General features: G+C 66.4%; 22 protein-coding genes and 1 pseudogene. 15 read left to right on the top strand and 8 right to left on the bottom strand.

Translation table 11 applies throughout. The annotated features are described in order from the left end of the window. Window positions 1-234: 234 nt before the first annotated feature. The 4 genes and pseudogenes from B7G54_RS08940 to B7G54_RS08925 form a co-directional block, all read left to right on the top strand. Complete coding sequence (locus B7G54_RS08940) at window positions 235-1,485, top strand: MFS transporter (protein WP_085038861.1); 1,251 nt, start codon at window positions 235-237, stop codon at window positions 1,483-1,485. 543 nt (window positions 1,486-2,028) lie between these two features. Beyond that, window positions 2,029-4,218: a TonB-dependent receptor gene (locus tag B7G54_RS08935; RefSeq protein ID WP_085038751.1), complete on the top strand. Its 2,190-nt coding sequence runs from the start codon at window positions 2,029-2,031 to the stop codon at window positions 4,216-4,218. Between the two features lie 44 nt (window positions 4,219-4,262). Then, entirely contained in the window at window positions 4,263-4,946 is a 684-nt protein-coding gene (locus B7G54_RS08930; RefSeq protein ID WP_085038750.1) for a Fe2+-dependent dioxygenase, read from the top strand. Window positions 4,947-5,043: 97 nt separating this feature from the next. Then, a pseudogene (locus B7G54_RS08925) lies at window positions 5,044-5,325 on the top strand (PepSY-associated TM helix domain-containing protein); the annotation flags it as partial. A gap of 10 nt (window positions 5,326-5,335) precedes the next feature. Here B7G54_RS08925 and B7G54_RS08920 read toward each other — a convergent pair. From B7G54_RS08920 to B7G54_RS08900, 5 genes are all read right to left on the bottom strand, one after another. Beyond that, the gene (locus tag B7G54_RS08920) at window positions 5,336-5,704 is read right to left on the bottom strand and encodes a YbjQ family protein (RefSeq protein WP_085038749.1); all 369 of its coding nucleotides are present in this window, start codon (window positions 5,702-5,704) and stop codon (window positions 5,336-5,338) included. 127 nt (window positions 5,705-5,831) lie between these two features. Further along, entirely contained in the window at window positions 5,832-7,085 is a 1,254-nt protein-coding gene (locus B7G54_RS08915; protein ID WP_085038748.1) for a M20/M25/M40 family metallo-hydrolase, read from the bottom strand. Between the two features lie 79 nt (window positions 7,086-7,164). Further along, the gene (locus B7G54_RS08910) at window positions 7,165-8,877 is read right to left on the bottom strand and encodes a M36 family metallopeptidase (protein WP_085038747.1); all 1,713 of its coding nucleotides are present in this window, start codon (window positions 8,875-8,877) and stop codon (window positions 7,165-7,167) included. Window positions 8,878-9,367: 490 nt separating this feature from the next. Next, entirely contained in the window at window positions 9,368-10,312 is a 945-nt protein-coding gene (locus B7G54_RS08905; protein ID WP_085038746.1) for a GlxA family transcriptional regulator, read from the bottom strand. 127 nt (window positions 10,313-10,439) lie between these two features. After that, window positions 10,440-11,402, bottom strand: a complete 963-nt coding sequence (locus B7G54_RS08900) for a helix-turn-helix domain-containing protein (RefSeq protein ID WP_085038745.1) — start codon at window positions 11,400-11,402, stop codon at window positions 10,440-10,442. A gap of 244 nt (window positions 11,403-11,646) precedes the next feature. Between B7G54_RS08900 and B7G54_RS08895 the strand changes: the two genes are divergently transcribed. The 7 genes from B7G54_RS08895 to B7G54_RS08865 all read left to right on the top strand — a co-directional run bounded on the left by B7G54_RS08895 (window position 11,647) and on the right by B7G54_RS08865 (window position 17,152). Beyond that, on the top strand, window positions 11,647-12,804 hold the full coding sequence (locus tag B7G54_RS08895; RefSeq protein ID WP_085038744.1) for an amine dehydrogenase large subunit: 1,158 nt from the start codon (window positions 11,647-11,649) through the stop codon (window positions 12,802-12,804). 7 nt (window positions 12,805-12,811) lie between these two features. Further along, the gene (locus tag B7G54_RS08890; protein ID WP_085038743.1) at window positions 12,812-13,366 is read left to right on the top strand and encodes a MauE/DoxX family redox-associated membrane protein; all 555 of its coding nucleotides are present in this window, start codon (window positions 12,812-12,814) and stop codon (window positions 13,364-13,366) included. Then, window positions 13,363-13,989 carry a methylamine dehydrogenase accessory protein MauD gene (gene mauD / locus B7G54_RS08885; protein WP_085038742.1) on the top strand — a complete coding sequence of 209 codons (627 nt, stop codon included), beginning with the start codon at window positions 13,363-13,365 and terminating at the stop codon, window positions 13,987-13,989. The genes B7G54_RS08890 and mauD overlap by 4 nt, the downstream gene beginning before the upstream one ends. Before the next feature lie 39 nt (window positions 13,990-14,028). After that, a complete protein-coding gene (locus B7G54_RS08880; protein ID WP_011354212.1) occupies window positions 14,029-14,574 on the top strand; it encodes a methylamine dehydrogenase light chain in 546 nt (181 codons plus the stop codon). Beyond that, window positions 14,571-15,071, top strand: a complete 501-nt coding sequence (locus tag B7G54_RS08875) for a c-type cytochrome (RefSeq protein WP_085038741.1) — start codon at window positions 14,571-14,573, stop codon at window positions 15,069-15,071. Before B7G54_RS08880 ends, B7G54_RS08875 begins: the two co-directional genes overlap by 4 nt. 101 nt (window positions 15,072-15,172) lie before the next feature. After that, window positions 15,173-15,613, top strand: coding sequence for a c-type cytochrome (locus tag B7G54_RS08870; protein WP_244289310.1), 441 nt, complete (start codon window positions 15,173-15,175; stop codon window positions 15,611-15,613). A gap of 33 nt (window positions 15,614-15,646) precedes the next feature. Beyond that, window positions 15,647-17,152 carry an aldehyde dehydrogenase family protein gene (locus B7G54_RS08865; RefSeq protein WP_085038739.1) on the top strand — a complete coding sequence of 502 codons (1,506 nt, stop codon included), beginning with the start codon at window positions 15,647-15,649 and terminating at the stop codon, window positions 17,150-17,152. Window positions 17,153-17,223: 71 nt separating this feature from the next. Here B7G54_RS08865 and B7G54_RS08860 read toward each other — a convergent pair whose 3' ends face one another. Then, window positions 17,224-17,667, bottom strand: coding sequence for a DMT family transporter (locus B7G54_RS08860; protein ID WP_085038738.1), 444 nt, complete (start codon window positions 17,665-17,667; stop codon window positions 17,224-17,226). A gap of 121 nt (window positions 17,668-17,788) precedes the next feature. Between B7G54_RS08860 and B7G54_RS08855 the strand changes: the two genes are divergently transcribed. Then, window positions 17,789-18,685, top strand: coding sequence for a LysR family transcriptional regulator (locus B7G54_RS08855; RefSeq protein ID WP_085038737.1), 897 nt, complete (start codon window positions 17,789-17,791; stop codon window positions 18,683-18,685). Between the two features lie 81 nt (window positions 18,686-18,766). Here B7G54_RS08855 and B7G54_RS08850 read toward each other — a convergent pair whose 3' ends face one another. Next, window positions 18,767-20,350, bottom strand: a complete 1,584-nt coding sequence (locus tag B7G54_RS08850) for an isocitrate lyase (RefSeq protein ID WP_085038736.1) — start codon at window positions 20,348-20,350, stop codon at window positions 18,767-18,769. Then, the gene (locus B7G54_RS38555) at window positions 20,308-20,637 is read right to left on the bottom strand and encodes a hypothetical protein (protein WP_133059153.1); all 330 of its coding nucleotides are present in this window, start codon (window positions 20,635-20,637) and stop codon (window positions 20,308-20,310) included. Before B7G54_RS38555 ends, B7G54_RS08850 begins: the two co-directional genes overlap by 43 nt. Window positions 20,638-20,960: 323 nt before the next feature. Here B7G54_RS38555 and B7G54_RS08845 point away from each other — a divergent pair, with 323 nt between their 5' ends. The 3 genes from B7G54_RS08845 (at window position 20,961) to B7G54_RS08835 (ending at window position 23,974) form a co-directional block, all read left to right on the top strand. Further along, a complete protein-coding gene (locus B7G54_RS08845) occupies window positions 20,961-21,914 on the top strand; it encodes a choline ABC transporter substrate-binding protein (RefSeq protein WP_085038735.1) in 954 nt (317 codons plus the stop codon). A 76-nt stretch (window positions 21,915-21,990) separates the two neighbouring features. Beyond that, window positions 21,991-22,920, top strand: a complete 930-nt coding sequence (gene cdhC, locus B7G54_RS08840) for a 3-dehydrocarnitine:acetyl-CoA trimethylamine transferase CdhC (RefSeq protein ID WP_059525285.1) — start codon at window positions 21,991-21,993, stop codon at window positions 22,918-22,920. 88 nt (window positions 22,921-23,008) lie between these two features. Further along, complete coding sequence (locus tag B7G54_RS08835; RefSeq protein WP_011354221.1) at window positions 23,009-23,974, top strand: L-carnitine dehydrogenase; 966 nt, start codon at window positions 23,009-23,011, stop codon at window positions 23,972-23,974. Window position 23,975 lies beyond the last annotated feature (1 nt).

Below are 23,975 nucleotides of genomic sequence, written 5' to 3'. Positions count from 1 at the left end.
GCATCGGAAGATGAGGAGCCCGCACGACTACCCGGCGGCCGCGATCCGCGCGGCCGCCGGAAGCGTCGGCACCCGTGCCCGCACGATGTCGCCGGCCACGGCCACTGCCCGTTTTCCGCGGTTGGCATATCATCGCGATTTGGCCGCGTCTGCACCGTTGTCGCGCGCACGCGCCGGCGTGTGCGCTCGTTTCCCGAACGGTACCGGCGCGCAGCGCCGACCGCCGAGACCTCGATGACCGACTCCGTGCCCGACCCCAGTCCTTTATCCCCGTTACCCGCCAACTTGTTTCGCCACGTCCCGTTCCAGCGCTTCTGGGGCACGCGCGTGATGTCTTCCCTGGCTTTCCAGATCCTGTCGGTTGCAATCGGCTGGTACGTCTACGCGCTCACGCACAGCGCGTTCGCGCTTGGCCTCGTCGGCCTCGCGCAGTTCGTGCCGATGTTCGCGCTGACGCTCGTCGTCGGACAGGTGGCCGACCGCTACGATCGCCGGCGCATCGCGACGATCTGCCAGAGCGTCGAAGCGCTGGCCGCCGGCGTATTCCTGCTCGGCGCGGTGCAAGGATGGCTCGCTGCGCCGGCAGTCTATGCGCTCGCAGCGATCGTCGGCACCGCCCGCGCGTTCGAGTCGCCGTCGGTGTCGTCGCTGCTGCCGGCCGTCGTGCCGCGCACCGACCTGCCGCGCGCGACCGCGCTGTCGACGTCGGCGAACCAGGCCGCGCAGATCCTCGGGCCCGCGTTCGGCGGGCTGCTGTACGGTGTCGGCGCGCCCGCCGCGTTCGGCACGAGCGTCGCCGCATTCGCGATCGCGGCGGTGCTGAGCGGCACGATTCCGCTGCGTAGCGCGCCGCCCGCCCGCGAGCCGGTCACGCTGCGCTCGGTGTTTTCGGGCATCGCGTTCATCCGGCGCGAGCCGGCAATTCTCGGCGCGCTGTCGCTCGACCTGTTCGCGGTGCTGTTCGGCGGCGCGACCGCGTTGTTGCCGATCTACGCGCGCGACATCCTGCAGGTCGGGCCGTGGGGGCTCGGTGCGCTGCGTGCGGCGCCCGCGGTCGGCGCACTCGCGGGCACGCTGTGGCTGACGCGATTTCCGCTGAAGGGGCGCCCGGGCCGCGCGATGTTCGGCGGCGTGATCGCGTTCGGCGTCGCGACGATCGTGTTCGGGTTGTCGCGGCACTTCGCGCTGTCGCTCGTGGCGCTGGCCGCGCTCGGCGCATCGGACGTGGTCAGCGTCGTCGTGCGCCTGTCGCTCGTGCAACTGCGCACGCCCGACGAGATGCTCGGGCGCGTGAGCGCGGTCAATGCGCTGTTCATCGGCACGTCGAACCAGCTCGGCGAATTCGAGTCGGGCGTGACGGCCGCGTGGTGGGGCGCGCCGACGGCGATCGTCGTCGGCGGTGCCGCGACGATCCTGGTCGCGCTCACGTGGATGCGGTTGTTCCCGCAACTGCGGAACATGACGTCGCTGGAACGAGAGCGTTGAAGCGATGCCGACGCAGCTTCACGTCTGAATATTTCAAATGCCATTCCATATTCAGTCGAATTGCTTTCGTTGTCCGGCACGTTCAATCATCTGATTAATGGTAGAGGCCGTCCGGAGCTGGATTCGGCGCGATTCAGACGCCTTGAAACGCGCGCGAATCGTTCGATTCCGCCATGCTGTCGCGAGGAAGTGCCTGATCCGTCAATGGCTTGCTGGTCAACGGATTGCGGGCACTTATCGTCGGAAGAATGTCGGTTGTAAATTACGAAAAGCATTCAATAAACTACACATTCATTTCTGTAATTTTTCGAAACGATAATCATTGGTGTGCCAAAGTTTCTGAAATTGAAACAAATGGAAATACATGAAATGATATCGATTCTCATTTTCATGGTCGATGGGGCAAGCCCGTCGATCACTCGTCAACCGTAGCCAGCCAGCGCCGCCCTCAGCCTGATTCGGGACGGCCAGTCAGCCAACGTATCCGTGCCTCGTGCGCGCAGCATCGCGCGTCCACGCGGACGGTTTCCCGACTGGATTTCCATGCCGAACAGGACCCCGCTCGCGAGCGCGCTCGCGCTGGCCTTTGCCATGCCCATCGTTTCGCCCGCGCTCGCGCAGGGCGCGCCCGCCGTCGACGCGACCCCCGTTGCCGACGCCAAGCCCGCCGCGCGCACGCCCGACACGCTGCCGACGATCAGCGTGTCGGGGCAGGCCGAGCATCAGGACTTCCAGGCGGAACGCTCGAGCGTCGGCGCAAAAACCCCGACCGCGCTGCGCGATATTCCGCAGTCGGTCACGGTGATCAACAAGGCGTTGATGGAATCGCAGGGGCTCACGTCGTTCCAGGACGCGCTGCGCAATGCGCCGGGCATCACGATCGGCGGCGCGGAGGGCGGGCAGATCGGCAACAACATCAACCTGCGCGGCTTTACCGCGCAGAACGACATCTATCTCGACGGCTTCCGCGACCGCAACCAGTACTACCGCGACACGTTCGATCTCGATTCGGTCGAGGTGCTGTACGGCCCGTCGTCGATGCTGTTCGGGCGCGGCTCGACGGGCGGCGTGATCAACCAGGTGTCGAAGAAGGCGAACCTGAAGCCGTCGGCCGAGGTGTCGACGACGGTCGGCACCGACGATCGCTACCGCACGAGCGTCGACCTGAACCGGCCGCTCGGTGCGACGTCGGCGTTCCGCATCAACGCGTTCGGCCAGTCGCTCGGCTCGACGCGCGACGTGATGAAGAACAAGGACTACGGGGTCGCGCCGGAGCTGCGCTTCGGCATCGGCACGCCGACCGAGGTCACGCTGTCCGCGCTGATCCAGCACAACGACGACATGCCGGACTACGGCGTGCTCGCGGTCAACGGCCATCCGGCGCCGGTGCCGAAGAACACGTTCTACGGTCTCACCGACGATCGCACGGTCCAGGACGTGCAGACGGTGTCCGCGCGCATCGACCATCGTGTCAACGATGCGCTGACGATCAGCAACCGCACGTCGTTCTCGCATTCGATGACGGATGCACGCGAGACGGCGGCGAACGCCGTGCTGACCGGGCCGCTGTCGTCCAGCACCGCACTGACGAACGGCAACTACACGTCGTTGCCGATGTCCGCGCTGTACGTGAAACTCGCGAGCCACGACCGCGTGATCGAAAACCATTCGGTCGACAACGACACGATGGCGCACTTCAAGTTCGACACGGGCTTCGTGAAGCACGACCTGATCGCCGGTGTCGAGGTCGGCCACGACAGCTACACGAACCAGGCGTACACGCGCAGCGGCCTGCCGATCCTGTCGCTGATCGATCCGGCCTACCTGGCGTCGACGGCGACCAACGCGACGCAGACGCCGGCCAACCATGCCGAATCGGGCGCGACCACGCTCGCCGCGTACATGAACGATACGGTGTCGATCGGCCGCGACTGGAAATTCGTCGGCGGGCTGCGCTGGGATCGCTTCCAGGCGCATCTCGCGAACACGGTGAGCGCGCCCGGCTATGCGTCGCAGACGAACTATTTCACGAGCGTGCGGGCCGGCGTGATCTACCAGCCGACCGAATCGCAGTCGTACTACTTCTCGTACGGCACGTCGTTCAACCCGTCGCTCGAGACGCTGACGGTCACGAACAACACGCAGAACCTGTCGCCCGAACACACGAAGTCGTACGAGGTGGGCGGCAAGTGGGATCTGCTGAACGACAACCTGTCGGTCACGTCGGCGGTGTTCCAGCAGGAGAAGAGCAACGCGCGCACGCAGACGTCGACGGGCGAATACCTGCTCGAAGGCGACATTCGCGTGCGTGGCTTCCAGGCGAGCGTGACGGGCCACATCACGCCGAAGTGGCAGGTGTTCGGCAGCTATACGTACATGAACGGCGTGATCCTGAGCGCACGCGACGGCACGCAGGGCAAGACGCTCGCGAATACGCCGCGCAATACCTTCACGCTCTGGACGACGTATGCATTCACGCCGCACTGGGAAATCGGCGGCGGTCCGACGTACATGTCGGGACGCTACGCGGCGAACACGGACTACGTCCAGGTGGGCGGCTATACGCGCTGGGACGCGACGGCCGCGTATCACGCGAAGCAGTGGGACCTGCGGCTGAACCTGCTGAACCTGACCAACAAGTTCTATTACGATGCGCTGATCCAGTCGGACGGCGGCCGCGCGGTGCCGGGCGTCGGGCGCACGTTCCTCGCGACGCTCGACTACCGGTTCTGAGCGATACGCATGCCGCCGCGGCATTCGATGAAAAAGGTGGAACGATGCTAGTACACATCCCGAACGTGCTGACGCCCGAACAGGTGCGCACGGTGCGCGACCGGCTCGATCATGCGGGCGACGCGTGGGTCGACGGCCGCGCGACGGCCGGCTACACGGGCGCGCCGGTCAAGCGCAACCAGCAGATCGCCGAGCATTCGCCGGTCGCGCGCGAGCTGGGCGACGTGATCCTCGCCGCGGTCGAGCGCAATCCGCTGTTCATCAGCGCGACGCTGCCGAATCAGGTCTATCCGCCGCTGTTCAACCGCTATGAAGGCGGGATGACGTTCGGCAGCCACGTCGACGGCGCGGTGCGCGTGCTGCCGAACGGCGTGAAGCTGCGCACCGACGTGTCCGTCACGCTGTTCCTGTCCGCGCCAGACGAATACGACGGCGGCGAACTCGTGATCGAGGATGCGTACGGCGTGCAGCAGGTCAAGCTGCCGGCCGGCGACATGATTGTCTATCCGGCGACGAGCCTGCACCAGGTCACGCCGGTCACGCGCGGCGTACGCGTCGCGAGCTTCTTCTGGGTGCAGAGCCTCGTGCGCGGCGATGCGCAGCGCGCGCTGCTGTTCGACATGGACACCGCGATCCAGCGGCTCAATGCCGGCGGCGCCGATGCGCAGGCGTGCCGCAGTCTCGTCGGTTGTTATCACAATCTTTTGAGAATCTGGAGCGAAACGTGAGCGTTGCCTATCCCATCGAAATCGACGCGTCGCCCGCGTCGCCCGCGTCGCGCACCGCGCCGGGTGCGCGTCCGGCCGGCGCCGGCGGCACGCGATCGCGTCGCCGCGAGAGAACGTCGCGGTCGACTACTGGGTCGGCAGCGACACGATGACGCTCAAGCGCACCGGCACCGGCACGCTTGCGTGGCTGACGAACCTGCACAAGGGCGTCGGATTGAGTATCGGCTGGGTGCTGCTCGTCGATACGCTCGCGGGTGCGCTGATCCTGCTGTCGCTGACAGGTGTGCTGCTGTGGACCGAACTGAACAGGCGCAAGACCGTCGGCGTGGTGCTCGTGACCGGCTCGATCGTTGCGATCGTGTGGGCGGCCGGCGCGTAACCGCAGGCGGTCAGGCGCCGGCGTCGCGGGCGACCTGCACGGCCGTGCCGTAGCAGATGACTTCCGTGACGCCCGACCCGATCTCGGTCGAGTCGTAGCGCATCGCGACGATCGCATTCGCGCCGAGCTTGCGCGCGTCGCCGAGCATCTTGTCGAACGCTTGCTGGCGCGCCTTCTCGCACAGCGACGTATAAAGCGTGATGTTGCCGCCGAAGAGGGTTTGCAGCGACGCGCCGAACGAGCCGACGATCGAGCGCGAGCGCACGATGATGCCCTGTGCGACGCCGAGCGAGCGGACGGTCGTGTGGCCGGGCAGGTCGAACGCGGTCGTGACGCGTTCGGGCGTGAGATCGCCGAACGAGCGGGAGATATCGGTCATGGCATTGCACCGTGTTGCTGAAGTGAGCGAATGACGATTCTATCCGGAACGGCACACGGGCTCGACCGGCTTCGAACGGGCGCGCCCGTGCTGCGCGCCCGTTCCGCCGGAATCGGCCGTCGCCCGGTCAACGCTTGACGGTCGCGCTGCCGTTCCCGCCGAGATCGACCGCATAGGCCAGCGCCAGCTTGCCGAACTTCAGCGCATGATTCGCCTGGCGATCCGAATTCTCCAGCGTGTCGTTCACGGTATGGATATACGGACTGTCGTTCTGGTCGGCCTCGAACGGGAACGACGCCGGATACCCTTGCGCATTCCACGACGCGTGATCCGAACACGCATATCCGCACTGCGACGTGCCGATCGCGAGTTCCGGCAGATAGGTCTTCGCCAGGTTCGTCAGGTAGGTGTTCTGCGACGCGTTCGTGTAGTCGGTAATCAGGTAGATATCCTTCGGATCGCCCTTGTAGTTCGTCATGTCGAGCTGCAGCACGCCGACCACGTTCGCATTCTGCGCACGGAACTGCTTCGCGATCGCTTTCGAGCCGAGCAGCCCGGCTTCCTCGGCTGCGTACCCGACGAACTTGATCGTCCGCTTCGGCTTGTAGTTGTTCGCCAGCAGCACGCGCAGCGCTTCGGTCAGGCTGGCGATACCCGACGCATCGTCGTCCGCGCCGGGCGAGCGCGTGTTCTCCGTCGTGCGGCCGACCGTCGAATCGAGGTGGCCGCCCAGCACGATGGTGCCCGCGGCCGGATCGCTGCCGCGGATCGTCAGGATCACGGATTTCTGCGGAAAGCCGGTGTGCGCGAACTGCTCGACGGTGATGTCGGCACGCGAACCCGCCAGCTGCTTCCACTGCAATGCGAGCCAGTCCGACGCGGCGACGCCGTGCGACGTCGTGTAGTAGCGGTTCGTGAAGCCGGACAGCGACGTGATCGTGCCGACGATGTTACTGGCCTGCAGTTGCTGGATCCACGTGCCGATCTGCGGCGCGTTCGATACCTTGTACACGGCGGCCGTGGCCTGCTTCGAGAGCGTCGGCGGCAACGGTTGCAGTGCCTGGCGCGCTTCGTCGAACGAGTCGTGCACGACATAGCCGGGCCCGTGGCCGCGGGTATGGTGGACGGCGTGGGCGAGCTCGCCGAGCCGCGAATCGTCGATTTCGACGACGTGGACGGTTTCGCGGCGCGCGGCGCCGTCGTCCGTCTTGCCGGCGTCGAGGGTCGTGCTGTATTGCGCGGTGGCGCTGGCGTCGATGCGTTGCAACTGGCGGAACGCCGCGTCGCCGAGCGTGATCCACACCGGCGTCGCGTGCGCGGCGGCGGTCAGCAGCATGCCGCCGAGCGCGGCGCTCAGGCGGGTCAGTTTCAGAGTAGGCATGTTCGATCTCGTGAGGATGGCGATGTCGAGGAAGAGGGCGCGCCGCAGGTCGTGCGACGCGCCCCCGCCTGCTGCGGAATTACGACTTCTTCGGTACGGTCACGCCGTACGTGCAACTCTGGTTGTACGCATTGCCGATCGCGGCGAGCTGCGCGCTGCTGTAGCCGAGCGCGGACGCGGCCGTCAGCACGGCCTGCGCGGCGGCCTTCTGGTTGGTCGAGCTGTTGGTCATCGACAACCCCTTCAGGAACGCCTTGTCCATCGCCTGCGCACCGATCGCGTCGCGCGCGACGAGATTGCACGAGGCCCAGTACTGGCCGGCCGTATGAATCTCCGCGCCACGCGCCTGCGCATAGGTGCGCCCGACGTTCCAGTTGGTCACGCGGCCGCCCCAGAACTCGTTGTGGCCGTCCCAGTTGTAGACCCAGTGGTACTGCGCATCCGATGGGCTCCACTGGTTGAAGTCGCGGCTGTACGCGGCGGCGAGATAGTCGCCGGTGCCTTCCGACAAGCCTTCCTGCTGCGACAGGCCGCCGTTCGTCACCCAGTCGTGGATGCCGTGGCCGAGCTCGTGGATCACGACGTCCGCATCCTCCGCGTCGTCGACGCCGCCTTGCCCGAAGGTCAGCCGGCCGCTGCTCGACGAGTACGACGAGTTGTCGTCGCCCGATTCGCCGTGCGGGTCGTACTGCACGCCGCCGGTGTACTGGTACGGCATCGCCTTGATGCCGAGCGTCTGGTTCACGTAACGCAGGAACGTGTCGATGTGGTAGTACGTGTTCACGGCCTCGAAATACAGGTTGCCGCGCGTGAACTCGAACGCGGGCGTCGACTGCACGGGGCACGCCTTGTCGAGCGGCGCGTCGAAATCGACGCATGCGGCATACGGGCCCGACAGCGAGTAACGCCCACCCGACTGCGCAAGATCCTTCAGCGTGACGCGCACGCGTGCGGCGGTGAGCTGCGACGAATCGGTGTCGTTGCTGTCCTTGTAGCCCGTGCTCCCGTAGCTGCTTTTGGTCGGCGACAGCGGGTCCGGACGGAACACGAAGCCCGTGCCGTCGGTCGCGTAGAACGCCTTGTCCTCGGCGCGCAGCACTTCGCCGCTGCCCGAGTCGATCAGCAGTTCCCAGTCGCCTTTCGGGCCGTCGTTCGGGCGGCCGCGCACCTTCCACGCGGTATGCGTGCCGGCCTTGTCGACGAAGGCGACGAGCTGCGCATCCAGGTTCGTGAAGCCGCTCACGCCGAGATACGCACGTGCGCGGTCGAGCGCCTGCTGCTGGTCGACGGCCTGCGACTTGCGGGACGTCGCGACCACGCCGTTGATCGTGTTGCTCGCGACGTACAGGATGCGGCCGTCCTTCGCCACCGTTACCGCGATATCGCTGCCATACACGGGCAATCCGGCCGCCTGCTGCTGCAGGCGCACGACGGTGAAGTCGGCATCGGCGCGTTCCGACGTGACGACGAGGCTCGCGAGCGCGGTCGCGTCGAGCCCGAGCTGCGTGGCCTGCGATGCGACGAAGTCGCGCGCGGTGGCGGCGGGTGTCGTGGCAGCCTTCTTCGCGCGATACGCGGGGTTGTACAGCGTGACGGCGACGCCGTCCGCGCGGAACTGCCCGGCGGCCGTATCGGCCTTGGCGGCCGGTGGCGCGACGCCGCGCGTCAGGCTTTCGCGCAGGCTCGTTACTTGCGGATTAGAGACTTTCGTATCGGCCGCGGTGCCGCCGACGATGCCGAAACCGAGCGCGAGACCCAGGGCGAGCGGCAGTGCTTTGCGTGATGTCTGCATACGTGATCCTCATCTCAACGGTTGGACACGCCCGCGCATTCGTGGCGCGCAGGCACGACACGGCCCGCGCGCCGGCTCGATGGAGCCGGTGCGGCGAAGCGGTGTTGGGAACGTCGACTGACTAAGGAAACCTAAATGTCAGGTCGAAAAGAAACGGGCGGGCGAAGAGCGGGGGGAGCGGACGAAGAAGCGAACGGCAGGCAGGTGCGGCGACGGCGAATCAAGCATCGTCATGTCATACCCCTCGGATCGGATCGATATCGGTTGGTAGCCCGCGTGGCGCGACGCGCGCCGAGATGCGGCACGCGTGTCGTTAGGCTGCCTATCTAACTTTTTTTGGTATGTTACAGAATATTTTCAGCGACATTCCAATTTATTTTCGATGACCGCTTCGGTCCGTCGATCAATCGCCGGTATTGTTCAGCGAGCGGCGGGAAACGCTGCCGGAACGCGCAATACCGCGCTGGATTGTGCCTGAAACCCGCGACGATCAGCGCGTCGCGCGCCGGTCGCTGCGCGGGCTCAAGCCGAATCGCGCGCGATACGTGCGCGAGAAATGCGACGGCGATTCGAACCCGCAGGCGACGCATACGGATGTGATGCTCATGTCGGTCTGCTGCAGCAGCTCACGTGCCCGATCGAGCCGCAGGTTCAGGTAGAAATGCGTCGGCGTGTCGTCCAGCGTTGCGCTGAACAGCCGTTCGAGCTGGCGCCGCGTGATCGACACCTCCTGCGCGAGCGCATCGGAGCCGAGCGGGTTTTCCATGTGCCGCTGCATCGTGCCGATCACCTGGATCAGCTTGCGGTTGTGCACGCCGTAGCGCGCGGCGATCTCGAGCCGCTGGCTGTCCGAGCGCTGCCGGATCCGGCTGACGACGAACTGCTCGGAGATCGCTGCCGCGAGATCGGCGCCGTGCCGCCGCCCGATCAGGTCGAGCATCATGTCGATCGATGCGGTGCCGCCCGCGCACGTGATGCGCCGGTCGTCGATCTCGAACAGCTCCTGCGTTGCATTCAGGCCGGGGTAGCGTTCGCGGAACGCGGCCAGCGCTTCCCAGTGCAGCGTGAGCGGCTGCGATGCGTCGAACAGCCCGGCTTCCGCGAGCACGAAGCTGCCCGTGTCGATGCCGCCGAGCGTTGCACCGTGACGGTGCTGGCGGCGCAGCCAGTCGCCGATCGCACGCGTGTAGCACACGAGCGGATCGAAGCCCGCGACGACGAACACCGTATCGACCTTGTCGACCTCCGCGCACGCGGCTTCGGCGGCGACCGGGATGCCGTTGCTCGCGGCGACGGGCGCGCCGTCGGCGCTGATCACGTGCCAGCGATAGAGCTCGGTGCGAAAGCGGTTCGCGACGCGCAGCGGTTCGACCGCGGACATGAAACCGAGTGCGGAGAAGCCGGGCAGCAACAGGAAGTGGAAATCCTCGGGCATCGGGGCAGGGGATGGAATCCGGTGGTCGTCGCGCATCGCACGGGGCGGCGAGCGGGCGGGCATGCGTTGCGGCCGGCTCGCGCGCGCCGAACGGTCAGCGGGAGATTATCGCGGGTTTTGCGCGGCTTCAGCGCGTTTTTGCGCCGCGTACGGACCGGCGCGCGGTGGTCGACGGCAACTCGCCGAATTGCGCCTTGTAAGCGTTCGCGAAATGCCCGAGATGGATGAAGCCCCAGCGCGCGGCCGCGTCGCTGATCGGCAGGTCGGCCTGCCGCGTATCGAGCAGCATCCGCCGTACTTGCGACAGGCGCAGCGAGCGCACGTAATGCAACGGGCTGGTCTGTACGACCGACTGGAAGCTGTTCTGCATCGTGCGCCGGCTTACGCGCAATTGCGCGCACAGGCTCAGCACGTCGACCGGTGCTTCGGGATGGCCGATCACGTAGTCGTGCACGCGGCGCACGATGTCGGCGCGGCAGGCGTGCGTGAGACGGTTCGGCGGCTCGGGCATCCGGTACGTGAGGAGATCGACCAGCACGCCGCCGATCTCGCCGCGCAGTTCGCGCTGCGCGCGTGCGTCGCGGTAGGTATCGGGTGCCGACAGCACACGCTCGAGTTGCGTGGCGACCTGCACGCTCGCGCGCATCAGCACGGCGGTGGGCATGTCGGCCACACCGCGCCGCAATGCGGCTTCGTCGAGGTGGACATCGGCCGCATCCTCGACCTGCTGCATCAGTTCGCCATCGGCGACGATACCGATCAGCGACATGTCGTCGGGCGAATGCAGCTCGAACGGTACACCGCCGCGCGCCATCACCATCGTGCCGCGTTCGATGCGCGTGCCGCCGAATGCGAATGCGCCCGAGCCGGTGAGCGGCATGCCGAACACCGTATGGCCGTGCGGCAATCGTCCGCGCTGGATGATGCGAACGTTGGCGGCTTCCTGGAACAACTGCACGCCGTCCAGCACCGCATGCTTGACCGCGCTGCGATATGCGCCGGAGCCGATCTGGTCGTAGCGCTGGTTCCAGCCGCGCAGCGCCTCGGCATGCCGGTCCGCGTTGTCGAACCTCTCGTGAAACACGAACACAGCGCCTCCGGGTGCGTCGATCAGGACCGCGCAAGATTAAACCGACCGCGTGGTCGGCGCAATAAGGGGGAGCGCTATTTCGGGCGCATGCGCCAGAGGGTCGGAAGACGCCGGCCGACGCGGCTTTCAGGCAGTTTTCCAATATCCCGAATCGGCACGCACGCGGTGCCGGTCCGGGTGCTGAGCGGATTTATTGTCGAACTACAGTCGCCCCACATAACGTGATTCCCCAACTGGAGGCGACATGAGGACAAGGCGACGAACCGCGGTGCTCGCGGCGACGCTGGCGTTCGCGGCGGCATGGGCCGGCAGCGCAAACGCGACGGAAAAGCCGGAGGAACTGCTCGTGCAGAAGATGCCGCCGTGGCATCCGCACGCGGTCTATATCGTCGACATCTCGATGCCGTCGATGACCGACGGACGCATCTACGTGTACGACGCCGATGCGAAGAAGCTGCTCGGCCAGATCGATGGCGGCTTTGGCCCCGGCTTCGCGATTTCGCCCGATCACAGGACGAGCTTCGTCGCGACGACCTACTTCTCGCGCGGCTCGCACGGCACGCGCACCGACGTCGTCGAGATGACCGACAACACGACGCTCGATCACGCGGGCGAGATCGTGATTCCGGCGAAGCATGCGCAGCACGTGCCGTCGCCGTACAACACCGCGTTCAGCGCAGACGGCAAGCGGCTGTATGTCGCGAACATCACGCCGGCCGCGTCGGTGACGGTGATCGACGCGGTGTCGAAGAAGATGCTGTCGGAGATCGACACGGCGGCCTGCGTGCTCGCGTATCCGTCGGGCAACGACCGCTTCACCGCGCTGTGCGAAAGCGGCAAGGCGCTGACCGTCGCGCTCGATGCGAACGGCAAGGAAACGAAGCGCGTGATGTCGGATGCGTTCATCGACGTCGACAAGGATCCGGCGTTCGTGAACGCGTCGCGCTACAAGGGCGGCTACTTGTTCACGACGTATGGCGGCAACGTGCGCAGCGCGGATTTCAGCGGCGACAAGCCCGTGTTCGGCAAGCCGTGGCCGCTGTTGACGGATGCCGAGCGTGCCGAAGGCTGGCGCCCGGGCGGCATGCAGCAGACGGCCGTGCAGGCCAGGCAGAACCGCTACTACGTGCTGATGCACAAGGGCGGCGACGGTTCGCACAAGGATGCCGGCACGCAGGTGTGGGTGGTCGACCTGAAGTCGAAGCAGCGTGTCGCGCGCTGGGATCTCGCGCAGCAGAAGGTCGATCCCCTCGTGTCGATCCAGGTCAGCGAGGACGACAAGCCGCTGCTCTACGGGCTGACGGCGACGTCCGACCTCGTCGTGATGGATGCGCGCACGGGCAAGCTGCAGAACGTCGAGAAGCAGATCGGCAATACGTCGTCGCTGCTCGTCAACCCGTGAGGCCGCGATGACGCTCGATCCCGTACTTGCCACCAGCGCCCAGGCCGGCGCCGCCGTCGTCGTGCTGCTCGATGCCTTCGCGAAGATGCGCCGGCCCGCCGCGTTCAGCCAGGCGCTCGCCGGCTACCGGCTGCTGCCCGATGCGCTGACCGCGCCCGTGGCGTTCGCGATTCCGCTCGCGGAAGCCGCCGGCGCCGCGGCGCTGCTGTTTCCCGATACGCGCACGGCCGGCGCGATCGGCCTGATCGCGTTGCTCGTGGCCTTCGCCGCCGCGATTGCGATCAATCTCCTGCGCGGCCATACCGACATCGACTGCGGCTGTTCCGGCTTCGCGGCTGCGCGCGCGGACGCACCGCGTGGCATCGGCTGGCTGCACGTCGGGCGCGCGCTGCTGCTCGCCGCGCTGGCCGCGACCGCGCTCGTCGAGCCGGGCGCACGCGCGGTCGTGTGGTTCGACTACCTGACGCTGTTCTTCTCCGTGCTGCTGATCGTCTGCGCGCTGCTCACCGTCGACGTGCTGCTCGCCAACGTACCGCGCCTTTCCCACCTGAGGAATTCATGATGCAAACCGCTCTCACCGTTTCCACCGCCCTGCTGTGGGTGGCTGTCCTCGCGCTCGGCGCGATCTGCCTCGCGCTCGTGCGGCAGATCGGCATCCTGTATGAACGCATCATGCCGGCCGGCGCACTGATGATCGACAAGGGCCCGGCGGTCGGCGCGATCGCGCCGACGTTCGAGCTGACCGACATTCGCGGCTCGCAGGTGAAGGTCGGCGGCATCGATGCATCGGGCAAGGCGACGCTGCTGTTCTTCCTGTCGCCGACGTGCCCCGTCTGCAAGAAGCTGCTGCCGCTGCTGCCGTCGCTGCAGGCGAGCGAATCGACACCGGTGAACATCGTGCTCGCGAGCGACGGCGATATCGACGAACACACGCGCTTCGCACGTAAGCACGATCTCGGGCGCTTCCCGTACGTGCTGTCGCAGGAACTCGGCCTCGCGTACCAGATCGGCAAGCTGCCGTACGCGGTGCTGCTCGACGAAACCGGCACGGTGCGCGCGAAGGGGCTCGTCAACACGCGCGAGCATCTCGAGAGCCTGTTCGAAGCGAAGGAGCGCGGCGTCGCGTCGCTGCAGCAGTTCGTGCACGGCGATCACAGCCACGACACGCACGCGCAGCACGCATGACCGGCCGACCCTCTTTCAACGTCAACGGAGAACAACGACATGGGCCTGTTTGATTCATGGTTCGAGCGGTCGGCGCGCGGTGTCGCGCAGCATAGTTCGCGGCGCAGCGCGATGGCGAAGCTCGGCAAGGTGCTGGTGGGATCGGCGATGCTGCCGCTGCTGCCCGTCGATCGCACCGCGTATGCGGCCGATGCGGCGTCGGGCGCGTCTGCGGCCTCCGGCGGTGCCGCATCGGGGGCAAGCGACGACCCGATGAGCTGCGACTACTGGAAATACTGCGCGATCGACGGCTGGCTGTGCAGTTGCTGCGGCGGCACGTCGAGCAGTTGCCCGCCGGGTACGACGCCTTCGCCGATCACGTGGATCGGCACATGCCGCAATCCGCACGACGGTTCGGACTACATCGTGTCGTACAACGATTGCTGCGGCAAGACGTCGTGCGGCAAGTGCTTCTGCAACCGCAACGAGCGCGAGAAGCCGCTGTACAAGCTGTCGTTGAACAACGACATCAACTGGTGCATGGCCAACGGCAATTCGAACTATCACTGTTCGGTTTCGGTTCTGCTGGGAGCGGCAAAGCAATGAAAGGGATGCAAGCTGGAAAGATCGCCGTCGCATGCATGACGGGCATGACTGCCTTCGCGTTGGCGGGCGCCGCCGGCGCGCAGGAAACCGTGCATTACCCGGCCGGCAAGAGCCTGTTCGACGCGCAGTGCGTGGTGTGTCACCAGGCGGGCGGCAAAGGGCAGGACGGGCTCGCCCCGCCGCTGACCGAGTATCCGGGCAAGTACGCGACGGCCGAGCCGGGGCGTGCACAACTGGTCGCGACGCTGCTGCACGGGATGTTCGGCGAGATCAAGGTGCGCGACAAGAATTACAACTTCAAGATGCCGTCGTTTGCGAGCGCGAGCGACGACGATATCGCGCACGTGCTCAACTACGTCGTGTTCGATCTCAACGCGCAGCACGGCGACGCGAAGCCGTTCACGGCGGCCGAAATCCGCGCGGCGCGCGCGAAGGCGATGGATGGCACGGCCGTTCATGCGCAACGCGAAGCCGTCATCAAGGGGCTTGGCCTGTGACGCTCGCCCGCGCGTCCCGTGTCGGCGACTTCGCGGCCCGCACGCGGCGCGCGGCGGCATCGTGGCTCGGCAACGTGTCGCGTCGCCTGCCGCCGCTGCTGATGCTGGCCGGCGCGGTCGCAGGTTTGACCGCGGCACCGGCGCATGCCGAAGGCGCGGCCGACGCGGCGCTCGCGCGGCAGCACTGGGTGCTCAACTGCATGGGCTGCCACACGGCGACGGGCGGCGGCATCTCTGGCAAGGTGCCGCCGCTCGCCAACTCGCTCGGCTATTTCACGCATCTGCCGGCGGGGCGCGAGTACGTGATGCGCGTGCCCGGCGCGTCGAACTCGGCACTGTCGGACCAGGATCTGGCCGACGTGCTCAACTGGGTACTCACGACCATGAACCGCGACGCGCTGCCGCGCGACTTCAAGCCGTATACGGCCGCCGAAGTCGCCGCGCACCGCCGTCCCGCGTTTTCCGACGTCGCGACCGTGCGCGCCGGCCTCGTTCGCGCGTTGCAGGCACGCGGGATCGACGGCGTCGCCGATCGCTACTAACCGACCCATTCAGGAAATCGAGGAATCAGGAAGATGGAGACGAACGACAATTTCCCGCTGCTCGACGCCACGCGCGCGTTTCTCGCGAAGCCGAAGAAGATGCTGATCGGTGCCGAGTGGAGCGATGCGGCGTCGGGCCGCCAGTTCGACGTCGTGAATCCGGCCGACGGCACTGTGCTCGCACGTGTGCCCGAAGCGGACGAGCACGACGTGCAGCAGGCCGTCGCCGCCGCGCGGCGCGCATTCGACGCGGGGCCGTGGCGCACCGCGAAGACCACCGATCGCGAGCGTCTGCTGCTGGCGCTTGCCGACCTGGTCGAAGCGAATGCGCGCGAGCTGGCCGAAATCGAGTCGCTCGACAACGGCAAGCCCGTGACGGTGGCACAAGGGCTCGATGTCGCGATGGCCGCGCAGTGCTTCCGCTACATGGCCGGCTGGGCGACGAAGATCGAAGGCAGCGTGATCGACGCGGGCATGCCGTACCTGCCGGACAGCGAGATCTTCACCTATACGCGCAAGGAACCCGTCGGCGTGGTCGGCGCGATCATTCCGTGGAATTTCCCGCTGCTGATGGCGGCGTGGAAGCTTGCGCCCGCGCTGGCCACGGGCTGCACCGTCGTGCTGAAGCCAGCGGAAGATACGCCGCTCGGCGCATTGCGACTGGGCGAACTGATACAGGAAGCCGGTTTCCCGGACGGCGTCGTCAATATCGTCACCGGCTACGGTCGCACGGCCGGCGCCGCGCTGTCGCGCGATCCGCGCATCGACAAGATCGCATTCACGGGCTCGACGCAGACGGGCAAGACGATCGGCCATGCGGCGCTCGACAACATGACGCGGATGTCGCTCGAGCTCGGCGGCAAGTCGCCGGTGATCGTGCTGCCCGACGTCGATCCGGACAAGGCCGCACTGGGCGTGGCGAACGCGATCTTCTTCAATCAGGGGCAGGTGTGCACGGCCGGGTCGCGCGCATACCTCCATTCGAAGGTATTCGACGACGTGATCGAGCGCGTCGCGAAGATCGCCGCGAGCCTGAAGATCGGCCCGGGAATGGATCCGTCGACGCAGATCGGCCCGCTCGTATCGGCGAAGCAGCGCCAGCGCGTGTGCGGCTATATCGACTCGGGATTCGGCGAGGGCGCCCGTGCCGCCGCGGGCGGCCGCGCGATCGACGGCCCCGGCTTCTTCGTCGAACCGACCGTGCTGGTCGATACGACGCAGGCAATGCGCGTCGTGCGCGAGGAGATCTTCGGGCCGGTGCTCGTCGCGATGCCGTTTGACGACGTCGAGACGGCCGTGCAGCTCGCCAACGACACGCCTTACGGTCTCGGCGCGAGCATCTGGTCGAACGACCTTTCCGCGATTCACAAGCTGATCCCGCGTATTGCGGCCGGCACGGTGTGGGTCAACTGTCACTCGCTGCTCGACAACGCGATGCCGTTCGGCGGGATGAAGCAGTCGGGTTTCGGTCGCGAACTCGGCCGCGCGGTGATCGACCAGTACACGGAAAGCAAGTCGGTGATGATGAACTACGCATGAGTGTGGCGCGGGCGCGTGCGTTGCCGCTACGTCGGCCGCGCACGCGCATGCGACAGCGGCGCATGACGACGTCACGCACGAACCAGCACCACCCCGAGAATGAGGCACGCCGCGCCGGCCATGCGGATCGGGCTGGCCGAATGCTGCTGGATGCCGAGCACGCCGAAGTGGTCGAATGCGAGCGCGCCGGTCATCTGCCCGACGACGATCAGCGCGAGCGTCGTCGCGGCGCCCAGTCGCGGCACCATCAGGATCGCGATGCCGACGAACACCGCGCCGAAGAATCCGCCGGTCCAGCTGAACCACGATCCCGCACCGGTGACGGTGCCGCTCAAGCGCGGGTGCGGGGACAGGAGCGCGACGGCGAGCATCGCGGCCAGGCCGACGAGGTAGCTGACCGAACCGGCCCACCACGGCGAGCCGAGCTGCGCGCGGAGGTTGGCGTTGAGCACCTGCTGCAATGCCACGCTGATGCCGGCGGCAACGACCAGCAGATAGGACAGGAGAGTCGTCACGAAGAAGGGGGCTCCGGCGAGGTGGCCGTGACGGCGGTTGCGGCACGGCAGGCTTCCATTCTGGGAAGCGCAACGGTATAACGCAAATATCAAATCGGGCGCTTATCCATCTCTTTTCGGCATGCCATCCCTGCGGCAAATCCAGTATTTCCTGACCGTGGCCGATCTCGGCGGCTTCACGCCGGCCGCGAGCGCGCTCCACGTCGCGCAGTCGGCGCTCAGCCGGCAGATCGGTCAACTGGAAGACGAGCTGGGGTTCCTGCTGTTCGACCGGGAGCCGAGGGGTGTGCGCCTCACGCCGGCAGGCGCGATCTATCGCGATCGCGTGGCGTCGATTCCCGCGACCCTGACTGCCGCCGCCGAGGAGGGCGCGCAGTTGTCGCGCGGCGAAGCGGGCGTATTGCGGCTCCTGCATTCGAGCACCGTTCCCGTCGGCAGCCTGATGCCGGTGCTCGAGCGCTTCATGAGCGAGTGTCCGGGCGCGCGGATCGATCTCGACCGCGCATCGTCCGAGGATCAGGTGCTGGAGATCGCGAACGGCAACGCCGATATCGGGATCGTTCGTTTGCCGGTGCTGCGCCGCGATCCGCGCGTGCGCTTCGTCGAGCTCGCGGCCGAGCGCTTGTGCGTGGCGGTGCCGGCCGATCATCCGCTCGCGGGCCGCAAGCGCACGGCGATCGCGCGGCTGCGGCACGAGCCGTTCGTATCGGCCGTGTATCGGGAGCGGGGTGGGCTCGCGCGCGTCGTGATCGATCTTTGCCTGAAGCGGGGATTCGTGCCGGCTACGGCCCGGATCGTGTCGCCGAAGACGTCGATGCTGAATCTCGTCGCGGCCGGGCAAGGCGTGGCGATCGTGCCGGAACGGATGGCGAGCCTCGGTATCGACGGGGTCGCCTTCGTGCCGATCTCGGATGAAGACGCGAAATCGGCTTGCGCGCTGGTGTTGCCGGTCGAGCCGACGGTGCTGGCGGATGCGTTCGTGCGAGTGGTCGCGGGAAGTATGCAGGTTGATGATTGACGAGCACGCCGCGAGCGATGTCGCCGGACAAAAAAAAGCCAACCCGTAACGGGTTGGCTTTTCGCCTGGAGACGACCGGTATCAGAACTGGTTCATCGTGTTGTCCTTGCCTGCCGCCTTCAGCGCTGCTTCGCCGCTGAAGTATTCCTTGTGATCGTCGCCGATGTCCGAGCCGGACATGTTCTGGTGCTTCACGCAGGCGATGCCCTGACGGATTTCCTTGCGCTGCACGCCGGCCACGTAGCCCAGCATGCCCTGGTCGCCGAAGTATTCCTTGGCCAGGTTGTCGGTCGACAGCGCGGCGGTGTGGTACGTCGGCAGCGTGATCAGGTGATGGAAGATGCCGGCTTCACGCGATGCGTCGGCCTGGAACGTACGGATCTTCTCGTCGGCCAGCGCTGCCAGTTCCGTCTCGTCGTATTCCACGCTCATCAGCTGCGCACGGTCGTAGGCCGACACGTCCTTGCCCGCGGCCTTCAGCGCGTCGTATGCCTGCTGGCGGAAGTTCAGCGTCCAGTTGAACGACGGGCTGTTGTTGTACACCAGCTTCGCGTTCGGGATGACCTTGCGGATCTCGCTGACCATGCCGCCGATCTGTGCGATATGCGGTTTTTCGGTTTCGATCCACAGCAGGTCGGCGCCGTTCTGCAGCGACGTGATGCAGTCGAGCACGCAGCGCGCTTCGCCCGTGCCGGCGCGGAACTGGAACAGGTTGCTCGGCAGGCGCTTCGGACGCAGCAGCTTGCCGTCGCGCTTGATGACGACGTCACCGTTGCCCAGTTGGTCGGCCGACAGTTCTTCGCAGTCGAGGAACGCGTTGTACTGGTCGCCCAGGTCGCCCGGCGTGCTGGTCACGGCGATCTGCTTGGTCAGGCCGGCGCCCAGCGAGTCGGTACGGGCCACGATGATGCCGTCGTCCACGCCCAGTTCCAGGAACGCGTAGCGGATCGCGCGGATCTTCGCGAGGAAGTCCTCGTGCGGCACGGTGACCTTGCCGTCCTGGTGGCCGCACTGCTTCTCGTCGGACACCTGGTTTTCGATCTGGATGCAGCATGCGCCTGCTTCGATGAACTGCTTGGCCAGCAGGTACGTGGCTTCCGCGTTGCCGAAACCGGCGTCGATGTCGGCGATGATCGGCACGACGTGCGTGACGTGGTTGTCGATCTTGTCCTGGATCGCGGCCTTTGCAGCAGCGTCCTTGGCGGCGTCCAGCTCGCGGAACAGGCCGCCCAGTTCACGGGCGTCGGCCTGGCGCAGGAACGTGTACAGCTCGCGGATCAGCGCGCTGACCGAAGTCTTTTCGTGCATCGACTGGTCCGGCAGCGGGCCGAACTCGGAGCGCAGCGCGGCAACCATCCAGCCGGACAGGTACAGGTAGCGGCGCTCGGTGCTGTTGAAGTGCTTCTTGATCGAGATCATCTTCTGCTGGCCGATGAAGCCGTGCCAGCAACCCAGCGACTGCGTGTACTTGGCCGGATCGGCGTCGTAGGCGGCCATGTCGGCGCGCATGATCTTCGCGGTGTACTTGGCGATGTCCAGGCCCGTCTTGAACTTGTTCTGGGCACGCATGCGGGCGGCGTACTCGGGGCTGATCGCATTCCACGCGCTGCCGTGGTTTTCCTTCAAACCGGCAACTGCCTTGATGTCGTCTTGATACTGGGCCATGTCAATCTCCTGGGAGCAAAGCGCGTTTGAGTAACTGGTTGAGCGTGCCCGCTACGTCTGTCGAAGCGAACTGCATGGACAAATAGTAACGCCGCCCGTCGTGCTTTTGGCGATGTCTTATATAAGACATAAGACATTATTTTTGCTTGTTTTTCAATGAGATACGTTGCGATTTTTGCGATGTAAAACATGTTTTCAAGCGACGAAAAGGCGGCGGCGCCGGAAGTCGGCGCGAATTCCGCAATACGAAACGCGCTTTCGGCTGCTGGAGGCCGGGCCAGCTTCACACGCGCTCGTGACACCCGTTCGTCGGTGCGGCGCGAGCACTGCGGGCCCGAAGCCGCACCGGCCCCCCGTTTCGTGCCCCGCAGAAGCGAAAGCGTCGCGCCGCATGTGGACAAGCCAAATCAATCGGAGATTCGCGTGGAAACCCCATCCATCAAGCCTCTCAAGAAACCTAGTGGTTTCCACTCATAGTCGCAAATAGTCAAGAACAGGTCGCCGCCGGTCTTCTCGCGGCCAATATGGCTCGTTACTTTTACTCCCACGATGCAGGCCGGGCACACCCCGCGCACCGGCTGCCACGCGTCCAACCGGGAGGAAACGAACCATGAAGTCGACGAAGATTGCCGCGCTTGCCGCGGCCGTGCTGGCGACCGGCGCGTTCACGCACACGGCGCTTGCCGAAACAGATGCCGCGACCTGTCGCACCGTGCGTTTCGCGGATATCGGCTGGACCGACATCACGTCGACCACGGCGCTCGCGTCGACCGTGTTCGAGGCGCTCGGCTACAAGCCGACCACGACGATCGCGTCGGTGCCGATCTCGTTCGCCGGCCTGAAGAGCAAGCAGCTCGACGTGTCGCTCGGCTACTGGTGGCCCGTGCAGCAGAAGCAGCTCCAGCCGTTCCTCGACAGCAAGTCGATCAACGTCGTCGAGCCGCCGAACCTGTCGGGCGCGAAGGCGACGCTCGCGGTGCCGAGCTACGAATACCAGGCCGGCCTGAAGACCTTCGAGGACATCGCGAAGCACCGCGCGGAACTCGACGGCAAGATCTACGGGATCGAGCCGGGCAGCAGCGCGAACGCGACGATCCAGAAGATGATCGACACGAACCAGTACGGGCTCGGCGGCTTCAAGCTCGTCGAATCGAGCGAAGCCGGGATGCTGGTGACGGTCGAGCGCGCGGTCCGCGAGAAGAAGTGGGTCGTCTTCCTTGGCTGGGAACCGCATCCGATGAACATCCAGCTGAGCATGAACTACCTGTCCGGCGGCGACGCGGCGTTCGGGCCGAACTACGGCGAAGCGCGCGTGTACACGCTGACGGCGCCCGACTTCATCGCGCGCTGCCCGAACGCCGGCAAGCTCGTCACGAACCTGCGCTTCTCGACGCAGCTCGAGAACCAGCTGATGCAGTCGGTGATGAACAAGACGAAGCCGGCCGATGCCGCGAAGGCGTACCTGAAGAAGAACCCGCAGGTGCTCGATCCGTGGCTCGCGGGCGTCAGGACGTTCGACGGCAAGGACGGGCTGCCGGCCGTGAAGGCGTATCTCGGCCTGTGACGGCCCGCGCGCCGCACCCGGCGCGCCCCGACGCCCCCGCAATGCGACACAACCCGATTCAAGCGAGGCAACCAGCATGAACCATGAAGTCATCATCACCTGCGCCGTCACCGGCGCCGGCGATACGGTCGGCAAGCACCCGGCGATCCCGGTCACGCCGAAGGAGATCGCGGCCGCCGCGATCGAGGCCGCGAAGGCCGGCGCGACGGTGGCGCACTGCCACGTGCGCGATCCGCAGACGGGGCGCGGCAGCCGCGACCCGAACCTGTATCGCGAAGTGGTCGACCGCATCCGCTCGGCCGACGTCGACGTGATCATCAACCTGACGGCCGGCATGGGCGGCGATCTCGAGATCGGCCCGGGCGAGGACCCGATGCGCTTCGGCAAGGGCACCGACCTGGTCGGCGGCCTCACGCGCCTCGCGCATGTCGAGGAACTGCTCCCCGAAATCTGCACGCTCGACTGCGGCACGCTGAATTTCGGCGACGGCGACTACATCTACGTGTCGACGCCCGCGCAGTTGCGCGCCGGCGCGAAGCGCATCCAGGAGCTCGGCGTGAAGCCGGAGCTGGAGATCTTCGACACGGGCCATCTGTGGTTCGCGAAGCAGTTGCTGAAGGAAGGGCTGCTCGACGATCCGCCGCTGTTCCAGCTGTGCCTCGGCATTCCGTGGGGCGCGCCGGCCGACACGGGCACGATGAAGGCGATGGTCGACAACCTGCCGCCGGGCGCGCACTGGGCCGGCTTCGGGATCGGCCGCATGCAGATGCCGATGGTTGCGCAGGCGATGCTGCTCGGTGGCCACGTGCGCGTCGGCCTCGAAGACAACATCTGGCTCGATCGCGGCGTGCATGCGACCAACGGCACGCTCGTCGAGCGCGCGCGAGAGATCGTCGAACGGCTCGGCGGCCGCGTGCTGACGCCGGCCGAAGGGCGCCGCAAGCTCGGCTTGCCCGCACGTGGCGAGCGTCCGCTCGAACGCCGTGCGGTCGCCGAGTTCGCGTGAGCGGTTTCGCTGACTGATTGATAGGACACGGCGGCACGCACAGGCGCGGCCGCCCACCGATTTCCCCTGATTTGAAGGATGCGTTGACATGGCTGTGAAGACCGACATCAAGACGTTCGCCGCCATCGGCACCGGCGTGATCGGCAGCGGATGGATTTCCCGCGCGCTCGCGCACGGTCTCGACGTGGTCGTCTGGGACCCCGCGCCGGGCGCCGAAGAGCGGCTGCGCGCGAATGTCGCGAACGCGTGGCCCGCGCTCGAACGCGTCGGCCTCGCGCCGGGCGCCGATCCCGCGCGGCTGCGTTTCGTATCGACGATCGAGGCATGCGTCGCCGATGCGGATTTCATCCAGGAAAGCGCGCCCGAACGCGAAGCGCTGAAGCTCGAACTGCACGAGCAGATCAGCCGCGCGGCGAAGCCCGACGCGATCATCGCGTCGTCGACGTCGGGGCTGCTGCCGACGGATTTCTACGCACGGGCGACGCATCCGGAGCGCTGCGTGGTGGGCCATCCGTTCAATCCCGTCTACCTGCTGCCGCTCGTCGAAGTGCTTGGCGGCGCGCGCACGTCGCCGGAAGCGGTCGAAGGCGCGATGGAGATCTATCGCAAGCTCGGCATGCGGCCGCTGCACGTGCGCAAGGAAGTGCCGGGCTTCATCGCCGATCGCCTGCTCGAAGCGTTGTGGCGCGAGGCGCTGCACCTCGTCAACGAAGGCGTCGCGACGACCGGCGAGATCGACGATGCGATCCGCTTCGGTGCGGGCATCCGCTGGTCGTTCATGGGCACGTTCCTGACCTACACGCTCGCCGGCGGCGACGCGGGCATGCGACACTTCATGCAGCAGTTCGGCCCCGCGCTCGAACTGCCGTGGACGAAGCTGGTTGCGCCCACGCTCACCGATGCATTGATCGACAGCGTCGTCGAAGGCACGACCGAACAGCAGGGCACGCGCAGCATCAAGGAACTCGAGCGCTATCGCGACGAGTGCATCACCGAGGTGCTGAAGTCGATCGCCGCGGTGAAGGCGCGGCACGGGATGCGGTTCGAAGACTGAG

This window comes from Burkholderia puraquae (genome assembly GCF_002099195.1).
Classification (GTDB): Bacteria; Pseudomonadota; Gammaproteobacteria; order Burkholderiales; family Burkholderiaceae; genus Burkholderia; species Burkholderia puraquae.
Note: the sequence above shows the minus strand (reverse complement) of the source record. Positions and strands in the feature narration are given on the sequence as shown.

Coding starts and splice junctions, on each gene's coding strand:
- B7G54_RS08880 (WP_011354212.1), top strand. CDS start 14,029: ATGGGCCTGTTTGATTCATGGTTCGAGCGGTCGGCGCGCGGTGTCGCG.
- B7G54_RS08910 (WP_085038747.1), bottom strand. CDS start 8,877: ATGCAGACATCACGCAAAGCACTGCCGCTCGCCCTGGGTCTCGCGCTC.
- B7G54_RS08935 (WP_085038751.1), top strand. CDS start 2,029: ATGCCGAACAGGACCCCGCTCGCGAGCGCGCTCGCGCTGGCCTTTGCC.
- B7G54_RS08835 (WP_011354221.1), top strand. CDS start 23,009: ATGGCTGTGAAGACCGACATCAAGACGTTCGCCGCCATCGGCACCGGC.
- B7G54_RS08905 (WP_085038746.1), bottom strand. CDS start 10,312: ATGCCCGAGGATTTCCACTTCCTGTTGCTGCCCGGCTTCTCCGCACTC.
- mauD (WP_085038742.1), top strand. CDS start 13,363: ATGATGCAAACCGCTCTCACCGTTTCCACCGCCCTGCTGTGGGTGGCT.
- B7G54_RS08940 (WP_085038861.1), top strand. CDS start 235: ATGACCGACTCCGTGCCCGACCCCAGTCCTTTATCCCCGTTACCCGCC.
- B7G54_RS08850 (WP_085038736.1), bottom strand. CDS start 20,350: ATGGCCCAGTATCAAGACGACATCAAGGCAGTTGCCGGTTTGAAGGAA.
- B7G54_RS08855 (WP_085038737.1), top strand. CDS start 17,789: ATGCCATCCCTGCGGCAAATCCAGTATTTCCTGACCGTGGCCGATCTC.
- B7G54_RS08890 (WP_085038743.1), top strand. CDS start 12,812: ATGACGCTCGATCCCGTACTTGCCACCAGCGCCCAGGCCGGCGCCGCC.
- B7G54_RS08865 (WP_085038739.1), top strand. CDS start 15,647: ATGGAGACGAACGACAATTTCCCGCTGCTCGACGCCACGCGCGCGTTT.
- B7G54_RS08895 (WP_085038744.1), top strand. CDS start 11,647: ATGAGGACAAGGCGACGAACCGCGGTGCTCGCGGCGACGCTGGCGTTC.
- B7G54_RS08920 (WP_085038749.1), bottom strand. CDS start 5,704: ATGACCGATATCTCCCGCTCGTTCGGCGATCTCACGCCCGAACGCGTC.
- B7G54_RS08870 (WP_244289310.1), top strand. CDS start 15,173: ATGCTGGCCGGCGCGGTCGCAGGTTTGACCGCGGCACCGGCGCATGCC.
- cdhC (WP_059525285.1), top strand. CDS start 21,991: ATGAACCATGAAGTCATCATCACCTGCGCCGTCACCGGCGCCGGCGAT.
- B7G54_RS08845 (WP_085038735.1), top strand. CDS start 20,961: ATGAAGTCGACGAAGATTGCCGCGCTTGCCGCGGCCGTGCTGGCGACC.
- B7G54_RS08930 (WP_085038750.1), top strand. CDS start 4,263: ATGCTAGTACACATCCCGAACGTGCTGACGCCCGAACAGGTGCGCACG.
- B7G54_RS08915 (WP_085038748.1), bottom strand. CDS start 7,085: ATGCCTACTCTGAAACTGACCCGCCTGAGCGCCGCGCTCGGCGGCATG.
- B7G54_RS08875 (WP_085038741.1), top strand. CDS start 14,571: ATGAAAGGGATGCAAGCTGGAAAGATCGCCGTCGCATGCATGACGGGC.